Genomic DNA, 23,178 nt, shown 5'->3' with positions numbered 1-23,178 from the left:
GTCACGGCTCCTGGGTGTGCTGCCAGCCCTGCAGCATGCCGGTGATCTTGGGGGTGATCGCCTTGAGGGTCTCGGCGGCGGGCTTCTTGCCGGACTCGATCTCCTGCAGCGCCGGGGTCAGCACGTCGCTGGAGATGGCGGACAGGTTCTTGACCCGGTTCCGCAGGTCGGGCACGCCGTGGTCGCGGGCGTAGTCGACGACCGCCGTCCGGAACTCCGGCGGATGGCCGTCGTTCTTCGTCCAGGAGTCGATGGCGGCCTGGTCCTCGTAGTACTTGCGCTCCTGGGGCATCCACAGGCCCTGCTTGTACAGGTCCACGTATTGCGGGTCGATGTGGAAGGCGAACAGCTCGACCGCCTCCTCCACGTGCTTGGTGCCGCTGAACACCGAGGACGCGCCCGCCACCTGCGAGGTGGTGAACGGCTCGGCGTACTTGGGCAGCACGCCGATGCCGTAGTCGACCTTGCTCTCGTTCATGTCGAGCAGCGCCCAGTGGCCGTCCACGACCATCGCCACCCGCTTGGTTTTAAGCAGGATGTTCGTCCCCGGCACGTCGTCGCCGGTCGCGGCGAGCTGGCCGGGGCCGGGGGCGACGCGGTGCTTGTAGATCAGGTCCTGCAGGTTCTGGAACACCTGGATCGCCTCGGGGCTGTCCAGCAGGCACTTCTTGCCGGCCTCGTCGGCGAAGTCGGCGCCGTTGCTGCGCAGGAAGCCGTACCAGGCGGCGGCGTAGGTGACGCTGATCGAGATGCCGAACTGGCGGACCTGCTTGGGATCGAAGCCGGACTCGTCCGGGTGCTTGCCGTTCTGGTCGACGGTCAGCTTGTAGGCGTTCTCCACCAGCTGGTCCCATGACCAGGCCGAGGAGGCCACGGCGGGCGGCGGGGCGACACCCGCCTGCGCGATGGCCGACTTGCTGTACCACAGCAGCTCGATCTCGTTGGCGGTGGCCACGCCGTGCAGCTTGTCCGACCCGTACCAGAGGTAGGCGTCCGGCAGGTAGCCGGCCAGCTGCGGATATTTCTGCAGGTACGGGAACAGGTTGACCAGGTTGCCCTGCTCGGCCAGGCGAAAGGACATCGACATCGGCACGTAGCCGAGATCCGGCGTCTTGCCGCCGGCCACCAGGCTGTTGAGCTTGACGTCGTACTCGTCGGGGGTGAAGACCGGCTTCACCTTGACGCCCTGCTTCTTCTGCTCGAAAGCCTTGAGCATCTTCTCGATGGCGGCCTTCTCGAACGTCGAGCCCCAGTACATGAACTGCAGCTCGGTGGCGCCCGCCGCGCCCGTGCCGCCCCCCGAGCCACAGGCCGCCGCGGCCGCGCCCAGGGCGGCCAGGCCGCCCATCCTCAACAGGTCTCTTCTCTTCATGGTGCGTGTTCCTTACGCGAGGGGTGTCCAGACCCGCATCACGCCGCCGTCGCGGTTGTCCCACTGGTAGTAGGGAACGGCCGTGACGGTGACGGGGGTGCGGGCCGGGAGGTCGGTGGGGGCAGTGGTGTTCTGCGGGGTGTTCTGCGGGGTGTACGGCAGGCCCTCGGGGGGCGCGGGCGGCAGGCGGACGGCGTCCGCCTCGATCAGCACGGTGCTGCCGAGGCCGGGCAGGTCGCGCCGCACGGCGCGCAGCCGGGTGTCCGGGACCAGCGCCAGGTCCTCCAGGTCGGCGGTCTGGTCGATCTGCTCGAAGCAGTAGACGAGCGGGCCGCGCTCGATCGCGGCGCAGCCCCGGAGCGCGTCGATCCTGCGGTGCGGCAGGACGAGGCGGGGCGTCAGGTCCAGGTCGAGGGTGAAGGTGTCGCCCGGCTTCCAGGCGCGGCGCAGCTCGGCGTACCCGTCGGCGTTCGGGGTGAGCTCGCCCGGCGCGCTCCAGGCGGGTACGCGCAGCTTGAGCGTCCACTCGCCGCCCGGGGTGGCGCGGACCGTGAACCGTACGCGGCCGTCCCACGGGTAGTCCGTCTCGACGGCGAGAGTGATGCCGCCGGCCCGGATCGTGCCCGGCACGTACTGGTGCACCGACAGGCCCTCGTCGTCGGTGGTGGCGACGTAGTGGCCGAGCGAGGAGACCAGGCGCATGATGTTCGGCGGGCAGCAGGCGCAGGCGAACCACTCCCGGCGCCGGCCCAGGTAGGCGTCCTCGAACAGGTCGGCGCGGCGCTGCAGCGGGTTGACGTAGAAGAAGCGGGTGCCCCCCGCGGAGGTGGAGGCGGCGAAGGCGTTGTAGAGGGTGCGCTCGATCAGGTCGGCGTAGCGGCCGTGGCCGGTGGCCAGCAGCAGCCGCCAGTTCCAGTGGACGGCGGCGATGGCGGCGCAGCTCTCGTTGTAGGCGCGGTCGGGCGGCAACTCGTAGCGCTCGCCGAACGCCTCCCCGTCGTGGCGCGAGCCGTGCCCGCCGGTGATGGAGGTCTTGGTGGCGACCAGGTCCTCCCACCGGCGGATCGAGCAGGCCAGCAGCTCCTCGTCCCCGGTCTCGACGGCGACGTCCACGACGCCGGCCTCCAGGTAGAGCTGGCGCACGGCGTGCCCGACCGCGGTGTCGGCCGCGCGTACGGGCAGGTGGTCCTGGGCGTAGAGCGGCCCCATGCCGCTGTCGGCGATCAGGCCCTTGCCCCGGTTGTCGATCAGCTTGCTCGCCAGCTCCAGGTAGGGCCGCTCCCCGGTGAGCCGGTACAGCTCGACCAGCGCCGTCTCCACCTCGGCGTGCCCGTCGATGCCGTCGTCGCCCCCGACGAGGAACCGCTCGACCAGCAGGTCGGCGAACCGCCGCGCGACGGCCAGCAGCTCCTCGCCGCACCCGGCCCGCGCCGCGGCCACGGCCGCCTGGAAGAGGTGACCGGCGCAGTACATCTCGTGGCTGTACTCCAGCTCGGCGAAGACCTTGTCCGGCTTGACCATCTGGTAGTGCGAGTTCAGGTAGCCGTCGGGGCGCTGCGCGCGGGCCAGCAGCGCGGCCGACTCGGCGACGAAGGCGCGATAGGCGTCGTCCGGGAGCCGGCTGTGCTCCCAGGCGACCGCCTCCAGCTGCTTGTACAGGTCGGAGTCCTGGAACCGGTATCCCTGGAAGGACCCGCCGCCCTCCCCCGCCGCCAGCCTCAGGTTGGGCACCGCGCCCGACTTCTCCATCTGTTCGAGGCCGAGCGGGATGCTCGCCTCCCGGTTGATCGCCTGCCAGCGACCGAACGGACCTCCCTCGATCTCGACGTCGTCGATGCCCAGTGGCCGTTGAACGCCGGTGGAGGGTGCCAGCGGGCCGCGGACGCGGTCCCTGAGGTCAGACATCGTGCTCCCTGAAAACTGGGAATAGGTTTTCCTGGCCCGCAATGTAAGATGTGATACAGCACTAGTCAATAGATCCGCGTGTGCGGCGCACTCGCGGGAAAACGGTTGCCCCTCCTTGCTCCCGCAGGACCGGGACGGGTGCAACCGGATTGGCCGAAAACCTTTCATCGTTATCAGAACGTTGCCAGTTGCTGCAAGCCATGAAAGGCCCTTGACAGACCTCCAGCCGGTGAGCTTTGCTCCGAAAACCTTTCATTTTTTTCGCTCTGGTGGCCCAGGAGGGCCGCCGCGCACCCCCGGGAGAAAGGTTTCCGCCATGGGACGACTGGCCGTCGTGGCCGCCTTACTCGTGTCCTTCCTCGTCGCCGGGCCGCCACCGCCCGCGCACGCCGCCCCGACCGCCACGGTCGTGGACCTGTTCGGCAGGACCGTCAACGCCTACGGCGTCAAGCTGGTGGACTGGCAGGGCTACCTCGCCAACCCCTACGTCGAGCTCACCGTCCGGCCGCCGGCCGACGTGCGCTTCCCCGTCACCATCGACCTCAAGGCCGAGGGCACGTCCCGGCTGATGATGGACCTGCCCAGCCAGCTCACGGCCACGGGCGCGACCAAGACGCTGACGTTCGCGAACGCGTCGGAGCAGAAGGTCTTCCGGCTGGCCATCCACTCCAAGCGCGGCCCCGGGGCCGACGAGCAGCACACGCTGCGGCTCTCGATCAGGGACGCGGGCGGGGCGACGTACCAGCAGTCCATGCCCATCTTCGTGCAGCAGGACGAGAAGACGGCGCTGCAGCCGTCGCTCCCGATCGCCTTCGACTACCGCTACGACACCATCACCGGCTACTTCAACGACACCGGCGTGCGCACGGCCGCCGAGGAGGCGGTCAAGGACTGGTTCCGGTTCTTCGACATGCAGCCCTTCGACACCGTCGCGGCCGGCGCCGAGCCCAACCACCTGCCGGGCAACGACTGGCAGAACACCATCAACGTCACGAACAACACCGCCTACAACGGCATGTACGTCTTCTTCCGCGGCATCCAGACCCCGTACTCGACCGGCTACCCCGCCGCCAACGGCCGCTACAGCACCCGGGGCGGCCAGCAGCTCCCGGGCCCGCTGCACCGCTCCACGGCGATGATCCTCGAGTACGACGAGGCGAACAAGCAGCTGTTCACCTCACTGGCCGACGAGGACTGGTACCGGACGGAGATCCAGGGCTCGGTGCTCGACGTGCACGGCCTGGTCATGCACGAGTACGGCCACTCCGTCGCCTTCCACAGCGACTGGGCCGGGATGCGCTCCTACGTCCAGGGCGGCGGCAACGACCCCGACGTCGTGGAGTACCAGGGCCGCGCGGTGCCGCTGGACAGCAGCTACCACATCCCGGGCGACCAGCCCAACTGGGACCGTCTCAGCGGCCAGAGCGGCGGCTGGACCCACCTGTTCCCCACCCGCAGGTGGATGCTGACCAAGCTGGCCCTGCTGGTGGCCGAGAACGCGGGCTGGAAGCTCAACCGCAACCTCACCCCGTTCCTCAAGCCGTCCATCACCACCACCTCGCTGCCCCAGGCCACGCCGGGCACCGCCTACCAGCACACGCTGGCCGCCAGGGGCGGCGTGCCGTTCTACGACTGGCAGGTCACCGGCGGCGCGCTGCCCGCCGGGCTGAGCCTCGACCGCTTCACCGGCGCCATCACGGGCACCCCGACCGCGGCCGGCTCCGCCACCTTCACCGTCCAGCTCCGCGACTACGACCGGCTCAGCGCCCCCGTGACCAGGGCCTTCACCCTCAATGTCGGCGGCAGCCCCGCCGCCAACCTGGCCACCGGCGCCACGCCGTCGGCCTCCTACACCTCGCCCTGGGAGAGCGTCGCGGCGCTCAACGACGGCATCGACCCGCCGTCGTCCAACGACACGGTCAACCGCCGCTGGGGCACGTGGCCGCAGACCGGCACGCAGTGGGCCGAGCTGACCTGGCCGTCCGCGCAGACGCTGCGCTCGGCCGAGGTGTACTTCTTCGACGACAACGGCGGCGTGCGGCTGCCGGCCTCGTGGAAGCTGCAGTACTGGAACGGCACCGCGTACGCGGACATCCCCGGCACCTACCCGACCGCGGTCAACGCCTACAACCGGGTGACGTTCGGCGCGGTCAGCACGACCCGGCTCAGGGCGGTCCTGCAGAGCGGCTCGGGGTCGGTCGGGCTGCTGGAGGTGAAGGCGTACTCCTGAGGCTCCTGAGCCTCCTGGGCCCTCAGCCGAGGGCCGAGGCGGGCAGCGGGATGGCGGGGAACGGGTTGTCGGGCAGGAGCACGACCCGGCGCGGGTCGGCGGACTGCCCGGCGGCGTCCAGGTGGAGCAGGGCGGCGCCGATGCCGGCCGCGCCCACCATGTAGCCGGTGTCGGCCGTCACCTCGCCCGGGCGCAGCCGCCGGTAGGCCTGGTACCAGCGGTAACCCTGGCCGTTGTGGTCGGTGGCGCGGCCGATCAGGTCGGCGGCGAGCGTGCGGGCGTACTGGAGGTGGGACTCGTCGCCGGTCGCGGCCCAGAGGCCGACGAACAGCTCGATCACACCGGCCGTGCCGCAGCACTGGCAGGCGACGTTCCAGTAACCCTCGGTACGGCGCCGCGGCACCCCGCTGCGCACGATGCCGCGGGCCAGCCGCTCCGCCCACTCCAGGTCGCCCGGTTCACCGCCCACCCGGTGCAGCTCGTAGAACATCCGGGCCACGCCCGCCGACCCGGAGCAGAACCCGAGGTAGTGCAGGCCGCGGGCGTGCGGCACGTGGTGCGGCACCACCGCGCACGCCCCGGTCACGACGCTGACCTCGCGGACGAAGGCGGCGCCGCTGCGCGCGGCGTGCAGGAAGCGCTCCTCGCCCGTCACGCCGTACAGGCGGGCGAGGAGGAACGCGGTGCCGGACGTGCCGGCCAGGAAGCCGGGCGTGACGGCGTCGACCGGCAGGTCCGCGCAGTCGCCGAAGCGGTGCCCCGGCACCGGCAGCCGGGCGATGCGCAGGCCCGCCTCGACCGCCGCCGCCTCGTAGGCGGGCACGCCGAGATGCGTGGCGGCCCGCAGCAGCCCGAGGATGATGCCGCCCTCGCCGCGCTGCGCCGGATCCCGCGACCACTGCACCCCGTCGCCCTGGGCCCGGCCCCGGCTCACGATCAGGTCGGCGATCGCCGCCGCCTCGGCCTCGAACTCCGCCTCGCCGAGCGTCCAGCCCGCCTCCATGAGGGCGATCATCACGCCGGTCAGCCCGTGGTAGAGGGACAGGTCCTCCTGCTCGCGCCAGGTGGCGGCGAGCCGGCGGGCGCCGGCCCGGGCGTCGTCGAGATACGCGTCATGTCCCGTGGCGGCGGCCAGCTCCAGGAAGAACAGCACGATGCCGGCCGCCCCGGAGTAGAGGGACCAGGGTTCGGGGGTGACCGCCGACGCGCCGCGCGAGTCGGGATTGGCCAGCCACCGCCGTCCGCGCTCGTCGTCGATCGCGGCCGATCGGATCCACCTGCCGGCCAGGATGGCGGCGGTCAGCGGGGAGTCGGCACGGGCGCTGGACGCGCGCGTCTCTTCCAGGCTCATGGCCCTATTTTCCCATAACTTGAGTAGGAATAATCGGAAAACCGAGGATGCCGCGTATCGGCGAGCCGGTCCCGGCGGTCGATGACCGGCGCGTCGCCCTCACAACTGTCCCACAGCGCTCACCGCCTCGGCGAACCCGCGCACCCCCGGGTGCGGGGCCCCCGTAGTGACGATGCTCCACCCGGCCCGGCCCCCGCTCAAGTCGCCTCACGTGGATTTCTCCCGTCGTCCGTCCTGGGTCACCCCGAGCGCCCGCAGGAGTTCGGCCCGGGTCCCGGCGGGGTCCGTGCCCGCGTCGAGCCGCTGCTCGGCCGCGATCCTGCCGTCGTCGAGCACGAGCACGCGGTCGGCCAGCGCGATCGCCTCGTCAACGTCGTGGGTCACCAGGAGCACGGCCGGGCGGTGCTGCTCGAACAGGCGGCGCAGCAGGCCGTGCATCCTGAGCCTGGTCAGGGCGTCGAGGGCGCCGAAGGGCTCGTCGGCCAGGAGCAGGCGGGGCTCGCGTACGAGGGAGCGCGCCAGCGCCACCCGCTGCTGCTCGCCCCCGGACAGCTCGTTCGGCCAGGCCCGCTCCCGCCCCGCGAGCCCCACCTCCGCCAGGCTCTCCCGGCCGCGCCGCTCCGCCCCGGGCAGGCCGAGGATCACGTTGGGCAGCACCCGCTGCCAGGGCAGCAGCCTGGCGTCCTGGAAGACCACCGACACCTCGCCGGGAACCTCGACCGTCCCGCCGCCCGCCACGTCGCCGTCCAGCCCGGCCAGCGCCCGCAGCAGGGTGCTCTTGCCCGAGCCGCTGCGGCCGAGCAGCGCCACGAACTCGCCGGGCGCCAGCTCCAGGTCCAGGCCGTCGAGCACGGTACGGTCGCCGTACCCGCGGGTCAGGCCCCGGACGCGGATCAGCTCGCCAACGTCCGTCGCCACGACAGCGCCCTCCTCTCCACGAGCCGGACGGCGGCGTCGGAGAACAGCCCGAGCAGGCCGTACAGCACGATGCCGACGAGGATCACGTCGGTCTGCCCGTACGTGCGCGCCAGGTCCATCATGTAGCCGATGCCGCTGGTGGAGTTGATGAGCTCGGCCACGACCAGGAACAGCCAGGCCGTCGTGACCGCGAACCTCAGCCCGAGCAGGAAGCCCGGCAGTGCCCCCGGCAGCACCACCTTCCGGATGAACGCGGCCCGCCCGAGGTCGACCGTCTCGGCCAGCTCCACGTAGCGGCTGTCGATGCTGCGCAGGCCGTTGTGCGTGTGGATGTAGATCGGCACGAGCACGCCCACGGCGATGACGGTGACCTTCATGACCTCGCCGATGCCCAGCCAGAGGATCAGCAGCGGCATCAGGGCCAGCGACGGGACGGCCCGCTTGATCTGGACGGGGCCGTCGATGATCGCCTCGCCCCAGCGGCTGAGGCCGGAGACGAGGGCGAGCGCGAGGCCGAGCGGCACGCCGACGGCCAGGCCGAGCGCGACCCTGCCCACCGAGGTCAGCAGGTTGTCCGGCAGGCGGCCGGTGCCGGTCAGCTCGGCGGCGGTGGTGATCACTGTCCAGGGGGCGGACAGGAAGCGGGGGTCGAGCAGGCCGGTGGCCGAGGCGGCCGTCCAGAGGGCGAGGAGCAGGAGCGGGCCCAGCAGGAAGCCGAGCTTGATCGGGCGGCCGGGTCTGAGGCGGCGGCGGGCGCGTACGCGGGCGGGGGTCGCGGGACGGGCGTCGAGCAGCGTCATCGGGCATCACCCTTCGCGGGCCGGCGGTCCTTCGCGGGCCGGCGGTCCTTCGCGGGCCGGTGGTCCAGCGGCGGCGTCATTGGGCGCCGTCCTTGATCGCCTCCGCGCCCACGGCCTGGTAGCGCAGGTCGTACAGGTCCTCGGCCTTCAGCGGCGGGTTCCCGGTCTCGGCGGCCAGGATGTCGATGGTCTCCTGGTGCCGGGCGATGGCCTGCGACCAGTCGGCCGGGATGTCGGGCTCGCCGGCCAGGTCGACGAGGTACTGCCCGTCGGCGGCGGTGAGGCCCTGGTCCTTGACGAAGTAGCCCTCGATCCACTCCTTGGGGTGCTCGTGGACCCAGCGCGCGGCGCGGGCCCAGGCCGCGACGTACTCGCGGATGGCGGCGGCCTTGGCCGGGTCGCGGAGCGTGGCGGTGCGGACGTAGAGGTGGCCGGGGTCGTCGCGCAGCCCGTGGCGGATGGTCGTGGCGCCGTCCCGGCCGAACTTGGCGGTGTAGCGCTTGATGTTGACGCCGCCGATCGGCGCCACGTCCACCTGCTTGGAGGCCAGCGCGTTGGGGTAGACGTCGCCGGTGCTCGGCAGCTCGACGAAGGTGACGTCGTCCTTGGTGAGCCCGGCCTTCTCGAGCACCTTGAGCACCAGCGCGCCCTGGGCCTGGCCCGGGCTGTAGGCGATCTTCTTGCCGCGCAGGTCGGCCAGGGTCCGCACGCTCACGCCCGGGGCGATGCCGAGCTCGTACGTGGGGTGCTCGATCGGGTCCTTGCGGAACCTGGACGCGACGATCTTCACGGGCAGGCCGGTCCAGGTGGCGTGGATGGCCGGGATCTCGGCGACCGCGCCGACGTCCAGCGCGTCGGCCCGGAACGCCTCGCTGGTCTGCGGGCCGCCGCTGAGGTTGGCCCACTCGACGGTGAACGAGAACTTGTCGATCTCGCCGGAGAGCTGGAGCGCCACCTTGGTCTGGGGATCTCCGACGATCAGCTTGGTGCCCTCGGGCACGGCGGTGGGCAGCGGCGCGTCGGCCGCCAGGCCGCCCTCGGTCGCGCTCTCGCCGGGCCGGGCGGCGCAGGCGGTCACGGCCAGCAGGGCGAGCACGGCGAGTGCCGCTCTCTTCGGGGTCTTGGAGGGAGGAGGCATGTGGCTGGTCCTCTGGTCGTCGCGGGGACCCGGGCTCATGACCTCGAAGTTACGAGCCCCGCCCGACTAAGTCAACATTTCCTACCAGATATACATGATTTACTGCTGGGTAGGCTGTGGCGGTGCTCAACGTGGTGGAGTGGACCAGGCTGGAGCCGTGGAGGGTCGCCCGTGCCCGCACCGACCGCGACGAGTCGGTGATCGTCAAGTGGATGGGGCCCCACGCCGCCGCGACGCACAGCGAAGGGTGGCGGCTGCGTACGGAGGTGGCCGCGCTCAGGTTCCTGGCGGAGGATCTCGGGGCTCGCCTGGCCCCCCGCGTGCTGGCCGAGGATCTGCCGGGCGGGCGGGTGGCGCTGGAGGATCTCGCTCCCCGTACGGCGCTGGACGGGCTGCTGCGCCGCGACGGGGCGGGGGCGCACGCGGAGCGGCTGGCCGCGTTCGCCCGGATCCGCGGTGAGCTGGGCGCGCTCACCGCCGGTCACGCGGAGACGTACTACCGGCGCCGGAGCCTGCTCGGGCCGGTCGATCCGGCCGCCGACCGGCTCGGCCGTGTCCACAGGCTGGAGCGGGTGCCGCACGCCGAGCAGCTGGGGGTGCCGGTCAGCGGCGGGGTGGCGCGGGAGCTGGGGCTGGCGCGGGCGGAGCTGGCGGATCCGGGGCCGTTCCTCGTGCTCAGCAACGGCGATCCGGAGGCGAACAACGTGCTGGTGCACGGGAGCGGGCCGGCCGACGCGCGGCTGATCGACTTCGAGTTCGCCGGCTTCACCCACGCCCTGCACGACGCGGTCTGCCTGCACGTGCCGGGCCCGGCCTGGCTGTCGGTCCGGCCGCCGGGTGAGGTCTACCGGCGGGCGCTGGCGGCCGGGGTCCCGGAGGCGGAGGACGAGCGGCGCTACGGCCTGGGGCTGGCGGCGGCGTGCGTGTCGTGGGCGCTGGCCCGTCTGTCGCGCCTGCCGGCGCTGGACGGCCGACCGGCGGGAGACGACAGCCGGGCGCAGCTGATCGCGACCCTGGAGGCCGCCGCCGGCACCGCCGACGACCACCGGTCCCTGCCCCGGCTGGCCGGGCTGTGCCGCCGGCTGGCCGCAGCGCTGCGCCGGCGCTGGCCCGACGCGGACCTCGACTTCACCGCGCTGCCCCCGTACGCGCCACGCCGCCGCTAGTCACTCGGCCGCCGGTGGGACGTTCCCCAGTACTCGGGCAGCGCGCTGATCCGTTCCCCGCGCACCCGCACGGTTGCCGCCGTCCCCGTGGAAGCTCGCCCATTCCGCGATCGCCCCAGGAGACCGCGTCCGACGAGGCGCGCGCCGGGACGGCCGGCAGGGCCGCACCCGCCAGGCCGCCCGCGGCGGCGACGCCGAACAGGGCCCGCCGCGATCCCGGAGACGAAGGCTCGCTCATCAGGATGCCCTCGCTGTCGATCAGGTGGCGCCATCAGAGCAAGCCCGGCCGAAAAGCCGTGTAATGGTCTTCGGGGCGGTGGCGGGCCCCGGATCAGCCGGCGTGGAGGCGATGGAAGTCGTCCAGGCTCTGGCGGTAGAAGGCCAGGTCGCTCTCCAGCTTCGCCCTGGTGAAGCGGCCCGGGTCGGCGTCGCGGGCCGACCTGCCCATCTCCGTCCAGAACGCCTCCGGAGGCAGCTCGGCGGCGCCCTCCGGGAGGAACTTCAGCGCCTCGGCCATGGCGTCGGCGGCGAAGCTCCAGTCCGTGGCGACGGCGTCGAACCGCTCGGGGTCCGACGGGTCGGCCGCGTAGAACAGCCCTCCCTCCAGGGCCCTGCTCGCGTACGTGGCGCCGACCAGGACCCACTGGCCCGGGTCGAGCAGCTCCGACAGGCCCGTGCCGAACGTGGCGCCCTCGTGCTTGGCCGCGTCCTCGGCCTCGTACGGGACGAGCACCTCGACGCCGCCGGCGCGCACCAGCCAGCCGTCCCGCTCGTCCGTCACCTCCGCCCGCCCCGAGCCGCCGGAGGCGGTCAGGTCGAGGTGCACGTACGCCTCCACGAGGGAGCGCGCCAGGCCGCGCTCAGGCATGCCGCGCCGCCAGGTCCCGGTAGGTGTCGCGGACGATCAGCAGCCGGTCGAGCTGGAACCTGCCGGGCTCGGCCGCCCGCACCTCCTGCCCCCGCAGCGACCAGAACCCGTCGTCGGGCACCTCGTCCGCGCCCGGCGGGATGAACTTGACGACCTCCTCGACGGCCGCGCTCGCCACCGCCAGCGTGCGACGGGCCTCGGCCTCGTCGTCCACCGGCACGTTGCCCGCCGTCAGATCGGCCACCCACAGCCACTCCCCCGCGTCGAGGAGCTGCGACGGCTCACCGCCCCCGAACGTCGGGTAGCCCGCGGGCATCACCGGGCGCTCCGGCAGCCCGAACAGGTATTCGCGCGGGCTGCCGCACTCCCCGCAGGTGCCGGCGTAGCGGTTGGCCAGCGCGCCCTCGGCGCTGACCAGGCCGCTGTCCCAGGTCGTGTCGACCGAGCCGCACGCGCACGGGTGCAGGTCGAGGTAGAGATGCGCCTCATCCCTCGTCCGTGCTACCGCGAAGGTCATAACCGTCCTCTCCTCGGGGCTTCCCATCATGCCCGCCCGTCCTGCCCGCTCGCCCTGCCCGCTCGTCCTGCCCCGCCCATCATGCCCGCACGGTGCGGGAGCGCGCCCGGAGGCCGCACCCGCACGGGCCGTCCTCGGGGCACCGGCACTCCTCCTCCGGCGGCAGCAGCCCGGTGCCGCCGCTGAGGGCGCGCATGCGGTCCCAGTACGCGTGCCGGGTCCCGGGGCGCGAGCCGTCGAGCAGCTTGGCCAGGTCGGCGGCGAGAGGCGCGGGGACGAGCCCGGCGGGGGCGGCGGTGGCCAGGTCGTGCAGCACGCCCAGCCGTCCCGGCCGCTGAGCGGCGGTGGCCGACCGAACCTGACGCACGGCCTCGTGCAGCTCGGCCAGCCTCCGATGCTCCTCGACCGCCACACCCCGCACCCGGGCGACGGCGGCCGCGGCCTCCGCGGCGGCCGCACGCTCATTCGCACCGATAGTGCGCCGGGCATCCACCTGGTACGTCAGCACGCCCTGGTCGGCAACGGGCCCGGTGGGGGTGGTGGGGGTGGGGCGGATGTCCACGGGGATGGGCGGGTGGCCGGGGACCTCGATGTCCAGCAGGCCCGGGCCGTAGGTGCGGACGCGCGCGCCCATGAGCGCCGCGCCCCGCTCGACGGCCTTGGCGGCGGCGATCTCCGGCAGTGCCGCGGGGCCGCGCAGCGCGGCGACGTGCTCGGGGGCGAGCTCGCCTGCCCGGGCCAGCGCCACCAGCCTGGCCGCCGCCCCGGGCTGCCCGTCCGCCAGCCCTGCCCGCTCGACCTCGGCCCGCAGCATCGAGGCGAGTGTGGGCGTGGCGCCGCCCCCGCCGTTCAGGGCGGAGGCCGCCGGGCGCGATGGCGTCGTCTCGCCGTTCAAGGCTGAGGCGAGTGACCCGGGCTGGAGCGGCTCGCCGTTCAGGGCGGAGGCGAGGGACCGGCGGTGGTTCGGGGCGGCGTGGGCCTGCGCGATGGCGGTGATCAGGCCGCGAAGCCGGGCGAGCGTCGCCGCGTCCTGGGCCCCGAGCCTCGGCGCGCCATCCGTGCCCGGGCTCGCGGCGTGTCCCGCCACCTCGGCGGCGACGGCGATCATCGCCTGGGGACCGCCGTCGGGCGGCATCTCCAGCACGAGCCGGTCGCGAGCACGGGACCGTACGGTGACCTCGGCCGCGCCCGGTGCGGGCACGACCTCCAGCGTGAAGCCGCCGCTGCCCGTTGTCACCGTGAACTCGCCCGATCGGCCCCCGGGCGCGATCGAGGCGACCCCCGCGACGCCGGCCAGCCCGGCGATCCCGGAACGAGCGGGGTCCACCCCGCCCGGCCCGAAGGGCGCGGGGCCGTCGGCGGGTCCCGGAAGGACGGCGGCGGCCGGTGCGCGGGAGCCCCACGGGGGTGGGGGCGGGGTGTGGCCGCGGCGTTCGAGGTCGGCGGCGATGGCGGTGATGGCCTCGGCGAGCCGTTCCCGGGTCGCCGGATCCGCCGCCGCGCGCCACTTCCGCGACAGGTGCGCGTGCTCGTCCATCCGTGGGGTCAGGCAGTGGTCGGTGCCCTCGACGGCGTGGTGCTCCGACAGCGACGCCCTGACCACCCCCTGCCGGGCCCCGGCCGCCGCCGCGGCGCGTTCCTGGGCGACGTGCGAGATCTCGTGCACGAGCACGGACGACACCACGTGCGGGTCCACGCGCGGCCCGATCCGCAGCACGTGCGGGTCCTGCGCGGTGCCCGACCGCAGCTCGGTACGGCCGGTGAGCCCCGCGCCCGGGTCCTCCACCAGGACGCGGACGTGCTGGTCGGCCGTGGCGGGGAGCTGGATGAGGAGCCGGTCGGCCCCGGACCAGCGCAGGTTCGCCACGGCGCCGCCGAAGTCGGCCGGGGACACGTCCTGGCCGCGTACCTCGGCCAGGGTCAGCGCGGGAGCGCCCTCCGGGCGGGCCGCGGCGTCGAAGGGAGTGCCGGGCAGGGCCGGGGAGGTCACCGACGGGGGTGTCAGCCCCTGGGCGACGCTGCCGCCGGCCGGCGCGTGCGACGGCCCGGAGGCGGCCGGCCAGGCCGGGGCATCGGGTGCGGCCGGGCGCGCGTTCCGGGCCTCCAGCTCGACCGCGACCTGCCGGACGAAGGTGCCCTCCTCCTGGGAGTTCAGGAAGACGTGCCGCAGGTCCAGATTCTGCCGGTCGGCGGCGGCGAGGAGGTCGGGGGGCAGGGTGGCGAACGCCTCGGCGAAGCCGCCGTCCGGGGACTCGTTGCGCACCGTACCGTCGGGGGCGGCCCGGTAGCGGCGGAGGCCGCCCGGCTCGTGCACGGCCACCAGCGCCACCGCCCCGCGCTCGCGGGCCGCGATCCGCGCGTCCCCGAGGACCTGGATCAGCCCCTTCCGGCCGCTCTCGGGAACGAACCGGAACGTCCCCAGCCCCGCGGGCTCGGCCCCGAGCCGGACACCCGACTCCATCCGGGAGCGCAGCTCCTCGATCTCGTCCCCGAAGAGGGTGACGTCCACCTCGCCGGCGGCGGCGCCGGGCATGTGCACCGGGTCGCCGACGGGCCGGACGTTGCCGTCGCGCGTGCGGGTCACGTACCGGAAGGTGAGGTCGTAGTCCACGCGGAGCCGGACGGTGTACGCCTTGCTCTTCTCGAACTTGCTGCGCTCGCGACGCCCGCCGTGATGGTCGTTCACGCTCTCCGACGCCTGCTCGCCGGCCCGCGCGCCGATGTCGATGCCCAGGTCGCCGATCTTCGTGCCGCCGCTCAGCCCGACGGGCAGGACGCGGCTGCGGGAGACGGAGACGTTCTGGGCGTCGGCCTTCCTGTCCACCTCGCCCTTCTCCGCGTCGAACGGCCCGGCCACGATCGTGAAGTCCGACAGGCGGGCGCCGATCGTGACGTCGGCGCCCTGGTTCCGGAACTTCTGCCTGGCCACCGACACGACGAGGTCCCCGTCGGGCCCGGTCATCCGCTCGAAGCCGGTGATCAGGGCGGACGGCGACAGCCGGGCGACCAGTTCGGCCCGGCGCTCGGTGATGGTGTCCGCGCCGAGCATCTTCGCCAGCCGGGCGGTGACGATCTCCAGCAGCGTGGGCCGGCCCGGGTCCTCCCGCAGGGTCTCGGGGAAGTGGCCGGGGTGGAGCTCGACCCGACGGGGGTCGGTCGCGGTGGTGACCGGCCCGGGGTCCTCACTGGCGGGCCTGCTCATGCCGGTCGGGAGGCGGCGTACGAGGGCGGCGTCGTACCTCCGGGGGGCCGGGCGGGGCCGGCGGAGGACGCGCTCGGCGGCGGCCCGGAGCGCGGCCGCGGTGCGGGGCATGCGGGACGCGCCCGGCAGCGTACGCGTGCGGGCCGACCGGCGCTCGACCTCGATGACGAGCGTCATGTCCTGCCGCACCCGGTTGAGCCCGTTGAACAGGCCGATCCGCTGCAGCCTCGTTCCCTGCTCGTTGGTGGAGCTGGAGTAGGAGCGGCCCCGGTCCGTGGACAGTCCGCCGCCGCCCCCGTCACCGTCGTCCACGGCGGACCCGTCGACGCCGGCCGAGTAGGAGCCGTTGTACGCCTCCGTGTGCGACCGGTCGGTGTAGCGGTAGCGCTGGATGATGATGCCGGAGTCGGACGTGTGGCCGACCAGCGTCGCGCGGCGGGGGTCGGCGCCTTCGGCGGGCTCCAGGCGCACCCGTACGGTGACCACCTCCGCCTGGTCGGCCTGCGCGCCGGTGTGCACGTGGTAGCTCTTCTCGAAGCCGCCCGGCGACCACATGTCGGGGATGTGGATCTGCCCCCGGTCACCGGCGAAGTCGACGCTCAGCTCCTTTCGCAGCGTCGGCGTGCCCTCCTCGGCGCCCGGCACGGCGGCGTTCACAGCGTCCAGCACCGCGTTCAGCAGGTGGACCTGCTCGCCCTGGCCGTCGGTCAGGTCGAACGACTCCACCACGCTTAGGCCCATGGCGTTCTCGTACTGGGGGGCCAGCACGACGTCCTCGGCGCGCGCGATCTGGTCCAGCGCCGAGCCGAGTGCCTGGTCGAGCCGCTGCTCGGCCTCCCCCTGCCGGACATTGGTGGCGGCCGGGCCGAGCCCCGCGACGTCCTTGAGCGCCTTGAGCAGGCTCTTGGGGTCGTGCTGCGCGCCGATCCCCACGTCCTCGCCGCGGGCCCGCGCCTCGGTCAGGGCCTTGACGTACGCCTGGACCAGCGGCACGGCGAGGGTCCTGTCCAGGGTCAGGCTGCCGTTGCGGAACCGCTCGACCGCTTCGGCGACCAGGGCGAGCGGGAGCCGGAGCTCGCCGTCGGCGTACATGCACAGCGCGTCGTACTCGGGGATGGAGAACAGCGCGCCGCCCGCTGCCGGGGCCGACCCGCGGGAGGTGAGCGGGATCCGGTCCCCCTCCGTCGGCATGGCGTTCGCGGTGCTCTCGGAGCCGGTGAGGGTGAGGTTCACGTCGGCGCGCAGGAGGTACTGCCGGCCGAACTCGATCGTCAGCTCCTCGGTGCCCCAGATGTCCAGGACGGAGGTCGAGGTCGAGGTGCCGCCGGACCGCGAGGGCAGCGAGAGCGTGCCGCCGTCGCTGGACGTGCCGCCGCCGTCCAGGTCGCCGCCGCCGACCGAGGCGCCGATCGAGAGGCCGGACGACCCGCCCCACGACACGCCGGCGGTGCCCAGCCCGAACATGATGCGCCCCATCACGTGGTCGATGACGCCCACGTACTGCGCGTCGCCCATCTCGCCCGCCACCGACAGCGACGAGCGCGTGGGCCCGACGCCCTCCGGGCGGATGCCGACGTCGGTGCTGATCGGCGTCTCGAACAGCTCGGGGTGGGAGATCAGGTTCCGCACGCTGAGGAACGCCGCGAAGTGGTGGAACGCGGGGGCCTTGATGTAGTTGCGGCCTTCCTCGGTGAGACGGAAGGTCTTGCGCCCCTCGTTCTCCTCCGCGACCACCAGGCCCTCGTCGATGAGCTGCTGCAGCGCCGGGTAGACGGCGCCCGGGCTGGGCGTCCAGCCGCCCTCGCTGCGCTCGGCGATCTCCTGGATGACCTGGTAGCCGTTGCGCGGCTCCTCGGCGAGCAGGGCCAGGATCGCGGCGCGTACGTCGCCCCGCTTGGCCTTGGGAAGCGAGTCGTCCCGCATCGCCCTCGGCACCACCTGCCGCGCGGCGTCCATCAAGCCGCGCACGTCCAGGTGCAGGAGCGTCGCCCGGCTGAGCAGCTTCGGGGTCGGCCTGCCCACCGAGGCCGCCGCCGGGGCCGCCGCCGGGGCCGCCGCCGACGGGTTGTCCGGGGGCAGGAGGTCGGCGGCGAGGGCCAGCCGGGCGCTGCCCGGGCGGGAGTCCAGCGACGTGGTCTTGCCGTCGTGCAGCAGGTCCACGAAGAGCTGGTGGTCGACGTCGAAGATCGCGACAGGGCCGGTGCTCTCCGACAGCGTCACGATGTTGACGGTGCTGCCGGTGCTGGAACCCGCCGTACGGGTGCGGTTGCCGCCGCCGTTCACGCCCACCTCGTGCGACAGGCCGTCCTGGCCTTCGTCGGGGCCGTCGCTCTCGCTCAGGGATGGATTGCCCCCGTACGTCCTGGACCGGCTGATGGCGCGCGCCGAGGTGTCCGTGCCGATGTCGAGGTTGACCACCGACTCCGTGTCGGTCACCCCCACGTACGTCCCCCGGTTGCTGAAGTCCTGCTGGAGCGACACGCGCACCGTGTAGTGCTCCGGGGCGCGGTTGCGGCCGTGCAGCACCAGGTCGACGAGAATGCCGTCCTGCGCGATCTGGTCGTAGGCGGTCCGCAGCCGGTGCTCGGACAGCTGCGTGACGATCTCCTGCTGGTTGAGGATCTGGCTGGCCCGCACGAGGGCGTTGCCGTCGTACTGGGGAACGCCGCCGACGACCTTGGGCACGACGCCGTGCCCGGCGAGCTGGTCCAGCACCGACCGGGTGAGCCCGTCCAGCCCCTTGATCTCCTGTACGAGGGCCGGTCCGGAGCCGCGCATCTGGCCCGGGCCGTCGCCGAGCCACTCGGGCAGCTCGCTCCTACGCCCCTTGATCGGCACCGGCCGGGGATCGCCGCGCAGCACCTCGTTGCCGTCGGGGCCGGTCAGCGTCCTGCCGTCCTGGCGGATCAGCGCCGCGGCGTCGACGGGCAGGCCGAAGCGGTAGGCGGCCGACTCCTGCATGCGTACGAGCGCGGTGCTGCGCATCGGGGGGAGCTTGACGGGGCGGTCGCCGACCTTCTCCACGGTGAACGTGTGCCGCAGCTCCAGCCGGTAGCCCTGCGTGTTCCGGGTCTTCCGGTGCACGCTCGGGTGGATCGCCTGCCCGTTGGCCGTGGCCGAGTACGACTGCGACGCCGCCCTGCTGCCCTTGAGTTTGGGCCCCAGCTTCGGGAGGTATTGGGCCATGTCGCCGAGGACGTCCACTTCGGCCAGCCCAGGGTGGTTGAACCCGGCGGAGAGGTTGCCCTCCAGCGAACCCCCGAACGACGACCCGCCCGGCGCCGCGGCGAAGTCGACGAGCACCTCCTCCTCCCACTCGGCGTCGCTCGGCGCGCCCACCGGCTGGGAGGCCACCAGCACGACGTCGGTCTTGACGTGGATCCGGGCGAGCGGCTCGCCGTCCACGGCGAGGACGCGGTCGAACCCGCCGTTGACCGCCTCCCGCAACCGGCTGGGCAGCTCCTCGGTGACGAACGTGCGCAGGTGGCCGTTGGCGTTCGAGCCGATCTGGGCGAAGTCGCCGCCGAGCCGGCCCATGAGGGTGTCGAGGGCGTCCTCCAGGCCGGTCATGCCGGTGACGACGTGGTTGGGCATGACGGGGGTCCGCCTGGCGTCGTCGATCCAGGCCCGCTTGCGGGGCGCCTGGTCGGTGTAGGAGTGCGAGACCCACAACCGCTGGGCGGCCGTGTCGCCGGGGACGCCTGAGCTGACCGTGGTGGTGTTCCGCCACTCGCCGTCCCGCCCCGTACGGAGCGAGACCGTCCACGTGGCCGCCGCGTCGAACAGCAGCGACTCGCTCCGGTTGTCGGAGACCGAACCGCCCTGCGCGAACGTGCCCGCCCCGCCCGACGCCGACCAGTTGCGCCCGGCGCTCACCCCGACGCCGACGCCCAGCAGCTCGACCGCCGTCCGCGGCCACTCGCCCTCGGGCAGCAGCTGCGCCAGCACCGCGGTGTTGAAGCCGAGGGGCACGCTGGCGCTGCCCGACTCGGTGGCGCTGACCGTGCGGCCGGCCTGGAAGAAGATGCCCACCATCATCTCGGACGCCTTCACGGCCGGGTCGATCACCTCGACCAGGTCGGCGAGGGCCAGCTTGATCCGCAGCTCGGCCGCCGCCTTGCCCTGGCCGACGCGCAGCACCACGCCGTCGGCGGAGACGACCTTGTGGAAGTCGGCGCGTAAGGCCCGTTCCAGCTCGTCGGGGGTGAACCGCTTGGCGATGCCGTCGCGTTCCAGGAGTTCGTTGACGGTGCCGGTGAGCGCGCCGAGATGGGCCATCCTGCCGGTGGGCATCGCCGCGGACAGGGCGACCTCCTGCGGCAGCGCGGCGGCCAGCGCGTCCAGATACCGCCGGTGCCGCCGCTCGGCCTCCGCCGCCAGGGAGGCGGCGATGTCGGCCATGCCCACCCCACCAGGCCAGACGGGCGCCGCGGCCTGGTTCGGCGGCGCCGGCCGGCTGGCCGCCGCGACCTGGTTGACGGCCGCGAGCAGGCGCTCGTACGCCTCCCGCGTCCGGGTGGCCTCCTCCAGGGCGGCGGCGTACGCCTGGGCGATCCTGGTGTGCCGCGCCTGCGTGGCCCGGTGGCCGCGGGTCTCCCGCCTGGCCTTGCGGGCGCGCTCGTGCCGGCCGCTGTCGTGGTGGTTCAGCGTCCTGCGGCCCGCGCGGCCGGACGCCTTCGCCTGCTCCCCCGCGCTCTTCGCGCTCTCCTCCTTCGTGGTGACCTGCTGCTGGAGTGCCTGCTCCGCCGCCTGCAGGGCCGCGATGAGGGCGCGCAGGTCGTCGGCTGCCGGAAGCTCTCCCTGCGCCGGGGCCGGCACCGGCGGCGCGTGAGCCGGGCGCCCGTCCTGGGCCGGTGCCCAGGGCGGTGGTGGCGGGGTGTCGCCGTGCTCGCGCAGCTCGCGGAGCACGCCGTCGATGTCCACCGCGAGCCGGCGCCTCTCGGGCATCGTGCTCGCCCGGTGCCACTGCTCGGTGAGGTACGCCAGCTCGTTGCGCCTGGCGGGCACGCAGTCGTCCCGCGTGGGGCGGGCCGGCTTGAGCGCCCTGCGCAGGATGCCCTGCTGCGGCCTCCCCCTGTCCGCCGCCAGCCGTTGCAGCGTGTCGGTGATCTCGTGCAGCCAGACCCTCGGGAGCTGGTCGGAGGCCATGCGGGGGGCGAGGTGCACGATGTGCGGGTCCTCGGCCGTGCCCGACCTCAGCTCGGTCTGGCCCATGAGGGCGGGGTCCAGGCCGCCGACGACGGGGCGGAAGTGCTGGGTGCCGCCCGTCTCCGTGCTGACCACCAGGGTCTCGCCGCCCGGCGACCAGGTCAGGCCGGTCACGTCCTCGTTGTCGTTGAGGAAGTGGTCCGGGGTCAGGTCGGCGGTGCCGTCACGCGCCTCGTCGACGGTCAGGTCGGGGCCCTGGCGGGCGTCGGGCACGTACCCGGTGCCGGGGACGGGCCTGGAGGTGACCGTGCCGGGCCTGGAGGTGAGCGCCGGCTCCCGTGAGGGGCCGGGCGTGTCCGGGGCTGTGTCGGGGGCGGCATCCGGGGCCGGGGCCGGGGCTGTGCTCGGGGCCGGGGCCGGGGCCGACAGCGTGTCGTCGGCTTGGGCGACCAGCAGCAGGGCGGCCGCCTCCACTTGCAGGTCCGTCTGGTTCCTCACCTCGGTGGCGCGCATGTCCAGCGCCGTGCGGACGCGGGCCATGGTGGCGGCGGGGATGATGCGGTGACCGTCGCCGTTCGGGACGATCAGGTCGCCGGTGGGACCGACCACCGCGCCGGGGAAGTTCGCGCTCAGAGCGTCCAGCAGCGCCGCCCTGGCCCTGACCCCCGCCGGCATGGCCGTCAGCGTGGAAGCGGGCGAGGTGGCCTCGGCCCGCGTCCCCGTCTGTGCTTGCGGGTCGGCCTGCGGGTCCGCGGGCGCCGAAGCCTGCGGGTTCGCGGAGGCCGAAGGCTGCGGGTCCGCGGAGGCCGGGGGCGCGGGCTGGTCGGCCGCCGGTGAAGCGGGGTTCCCCTCCTCGGTCGCGGCGCTCTCCGGCTGGGCGGGACCGGCCGCGACCTCCGGGTCGCCGCCGTCCGCCGTCGCGCTCGCGTGGGGAGCGGTCTCGCCGTCGCCGGGCGTCGCCGCACCGGCGCCGTGCGCCTCCGAGCCGGCGTCAGGCGCCGTCGGGGGCTCCTCGGCCACCGCGCCATCCGTCCCCGGGCTGCCGGTCGGGCCGGCCGTCGCCGCATCCGGCCTCCCCTCGGCGGTCGCCGGGGCCGGGTCGGGAGCAGGAGCGGTGGGGTCGTCGGGCTGGGCGGGGTCGTCGGGCTGGGTGGGGTCCTCGGGCCGGGTGGGGTCCTCGGCAGCGCGGTCCGGGGTGCTGGAGGAGCGTCTCTGGGAGGACGGGTCGTGGTCGGCGGACGCGGGGTTGGGTCTGTCCGCCTGGCTCCCGGGGACCGGGGCCGCCATGCCGGCCGTGCGCTGGGCGGGGACGGTGGCCGGTTCCGGGACGCGGACGGCGCCGGGGGTGCTGGGCCCGCCGTCCGGGGTGGGGGCCGTGGCCGGGGAGGACGGGCCTGTCGGGCCTGCGGGGCCGGTTCCCGCGCGGGAGGCGTCGGTGCGGGCGGCGGCGTCGTACGCGGCGGCGAGCGTGCTCGTCGGGTTGGCCAGCGCCGCGACGACGTCCGGGTTGAACGGGCTGATGCTCCCCGTACGCCCCACGCCGCCCAGGAAGCCGCCCGTCATCGAGTCCATCGTGAACGGGTTCTGCCACTGCCCGTACACCGCGCCGTTGGCGATGAAGCTGCCGACCGGCGAGGCGATCGTGTTGGTCAGGCCGGTCGTCAGCGCCCGCCCGGTGAAGCCGGGCACCTCGCGGGTGACGCGGGAGACGGGCCCGGCCAGCCGGGTGCCGACGACCGCGCCGGTCCCGGCACCGATGATGGCGGCCTGGGACTTCTGCCAGTCCCACTCCGTCCGGGTGCCCAGCTTCATCTGCTGGTACTGGGCCGCCGCGTCGATGAAGAACTCCTCGCCGATCTCCTCGATCAGCTCCCTGCCGATCGGGGAGGCCAGCAGCCGGGTGAGGGCGCCGCGCCCGGTGGCCCCGCTGAGCACGGCGACCCTGGCCAGCCTGGTCGCGCCGACCTCCCGGCCGGCCAGCGTCGCGAGCCTGACCAGGATGCGGCTCAACGCCGCCCGGGCCCCGGCCGCGTACGGGCCGATGAGCGCGGTGGAGGCGCCCGCGCTGAAGAACGAGACGACGATGGCGATGGCGATGGCGACGACCGTCACCCAGAACGCCACGTTGACGGACAGCTTGGAGTACTGCGTCTCCACGGCGAAGTTGTCGGCCTGCTGCGCGTACGCCAGCGCGTTGCCGCTCACCCCGGCCATGCCGCCCGCGTTGCCGTACAGCTCGCGGGCCCTGGCGACGAAGGCCGCGGTGGCGGGGGCGGACCAGCCGGTCACGATGGTGCGCGCGGCCGTGCCCGCGGGCTCGGCGGAGCCGCTGCTCCCCTCGGCCAGCGCGGCGTAGGCCCGCGCCAGCGCCGACAGCCCGCTCTCGCTGGCCAGGGGCCATTTCTGGCCGGCGGACAGCATCGGGATCAGCCAGTAGACCACCCAGTCGGGCAGCGCCTCGGTCTCCCAGACCGGCCGGATGTCGCTGTCGATGCTGACGAACTCCTGGCGGGTGGGCAGCCCGCCGGAGCCCTGGACGTCGGTTCCCCCCGAGTGAGACATG

At 73.8% G+C, this 23,178-nt stretch carries 11 protein-coding genes; 2 read left to right on the top strand and 9 right to left on the bottom strand.

Going from position 1 to position 23,178, the window contains the following annotated elements; all coding sequences use genetic code 11:
• Position 1: 1 nt before the first annotated feature.
• Both ACBJ59_RS22275 and ACBJ59_RS22270 read right to left on the bottom strand, forming a co-directional pair.
• Entirely contained in the window at positions 2-1,372 is a 1,371-nt protein-coding gene (locus ACBJ59_RS22275; protein ID WP_375112145.1) for an ABC transporter substrate-binding protein, read from the bottom strand.
• 12 nt (positions 1,373-1,384) lie between these two features.
• Complete coding sequence (locus tag ACBJ59_RS22270; RefSeq protein ID WP_375112144.1) at positions 1,385-3,277, bottom strand: glycoside hydrolase family 127 protein; 1,893 nt, start codon at positions 3,275-3,277, stop codon at positions 1,385-1,387.
• A gap of 316 nt (positions 3,278-3,593) precedes the next feature.
• On the opposite strand from ACBJ59_RS22270, the gene ACBJ59_RS22265 reads away from it, so the two are divergent.
• Positions 3,594-5,507, top strand: a complete 1,914-nt coding sequence (locus ACBJ59_RS22265; RefSeq protein ID WP_375112143.1) for an Ig domain-containing protein — start codon at positions 3,594-3,596, stop codon at positions 5,505-5,507.
• Positions 5,508-5,529: 22 nt separating this feature from the next.
• On the opposite strand, the gene ACBJ59_RS22260 is transcribed toward ACBJ59_RS22265, so the two are convergent.
• The 4 genes from ACBJ59_RS22260 to ACBJ59_RS22245 form a co-directional block, all read right to left on the bottom strand.
• The gene (locus tag ACBJ59_RS22260; RefSeq protein WP_375112142.1) at positions 5,530-6,858 is read right to left on the bottom strand and encodes a lanthionine synthetase LanC family protein; all 1,329 of its coding nucleotides are present in this window, start codon (positions 6,856-6,858) and stop codon (positions 5,530-5,532) included.
• A gap of 207 nt (positions 6,859-7,065) precedes the next feature.
• Positions 7,066-7,776 carry an ABC transporter ATP-binding protein gene (locus ACBJ59_RS22255; RefSeq protein WP_375112141.1) on the bottom strand — a complete coding sequence of 237 codons (711 nt, stop codon included), beginning with the start codon at positions 7,774-7,776 and terminating at the stop codon, positions 7,066-7,068.
• Positions 7,752-8,576, bottom strand: coding sequence for an ABC transporter permease (locus ACBJ59_RS22250; RefSeq protein WP_375112140.1), 825 nt, complete (start codon positions 8,574-8,576; stop codon positions 7,752-7,754). Before ACBJ59_RS22250 ends, ACBJ59_RS22255 begins: the two co-directional genes overlap by 25 nt.
• A 76-nt stretch (positions 8,577-8,652) precedes the next feature.
• Positions 8,653-9,753 (bottom strand): ABC transporter substrate-binding protein, encoded by a 1,101-nt coding sequence (locus tag ACBJ59_RS22245; protein WP_375112139.1) that lies wholly within the window; start codon positions 9,751-9,753, stop codon positions 8,653-8,655.
• Between the two features lie 83 nt (positions 9,754-9,836).
• On the opposite strand from ACBJ59_RS22245, the gene ACBJ59_RS22240 reads away from it, so the two are divergent.
• Positions 9,837-10,880 carry a phosphotransferase family protein gene (locus ACBJ59_RS22240; RefSeq protein WP_375112138.1) on the top strand — a complete coding sequence of 348 codons (1,044 nt, stop codon included), beginning with the start codon at positions 9,837-9,839 and terminating at the stop codon, positions 10,878-10,880.
• Between the two features lie 331 nt (positions 10,881-11,211).
• Here the strand turns inward: ACBJ59_RS22240 and ACBJ59_RS22235 are convergent, their stop codons facing one another.
• The 3 genes from ACBJ59_RS22235 to ACBJ59_RS22225 form a co-directional block, all read right to left on the bottom strand.
• Entirely contained in the window at positions 11,212-11,748 is a 537-nt protein-coding gene (locus ACBJ59_RS22235; protein WP_375112137.1) for a hypothetical protein, read from the bottom strand.
• Complete coding sequence (locus ACBJ59_RS22230; protein WP_375112136.1) at positions 11,741-12,265, bottom strand: hypothetical protein; 525 nt, start codon at positions 12,263-12,265, stop codon at positions 11,741-11,743. Before ACBJ59_RS22230 ends, ACBJ59_RS22235 begins: the two co-directional genes overlap by 8 nt.
• A gap of 79 nt (positions 12,266-12,344) precedes the next feature.
• On the bottom strand, positions 12,345-23,177 hold the full coding sequence (locus ACBJ59_RS22225; protein ID WP_375112135.1) for a helix-turn-helix transcriptional regulator: 10,833 nt from the start codon (positions 23,175-23,177) through the stop codon (positions 12,345-12,347).
• Between the last annotated feature and the right edge of the window lies 1 nt (position 23,178).

This window comes from Nonomuraea sp. MTCD27, assembly GCF_041950495.1.
Lineage (GTDB): Bacteria > Actinomycetota > Actinomycetes > Streptosporangiales > Streptosporangiaceae > Nonomuraea.
Note: the sequence above shows the minus strand (reverse complement) of the source record. Positions and strands in the feature narration are given on the sequence as shown.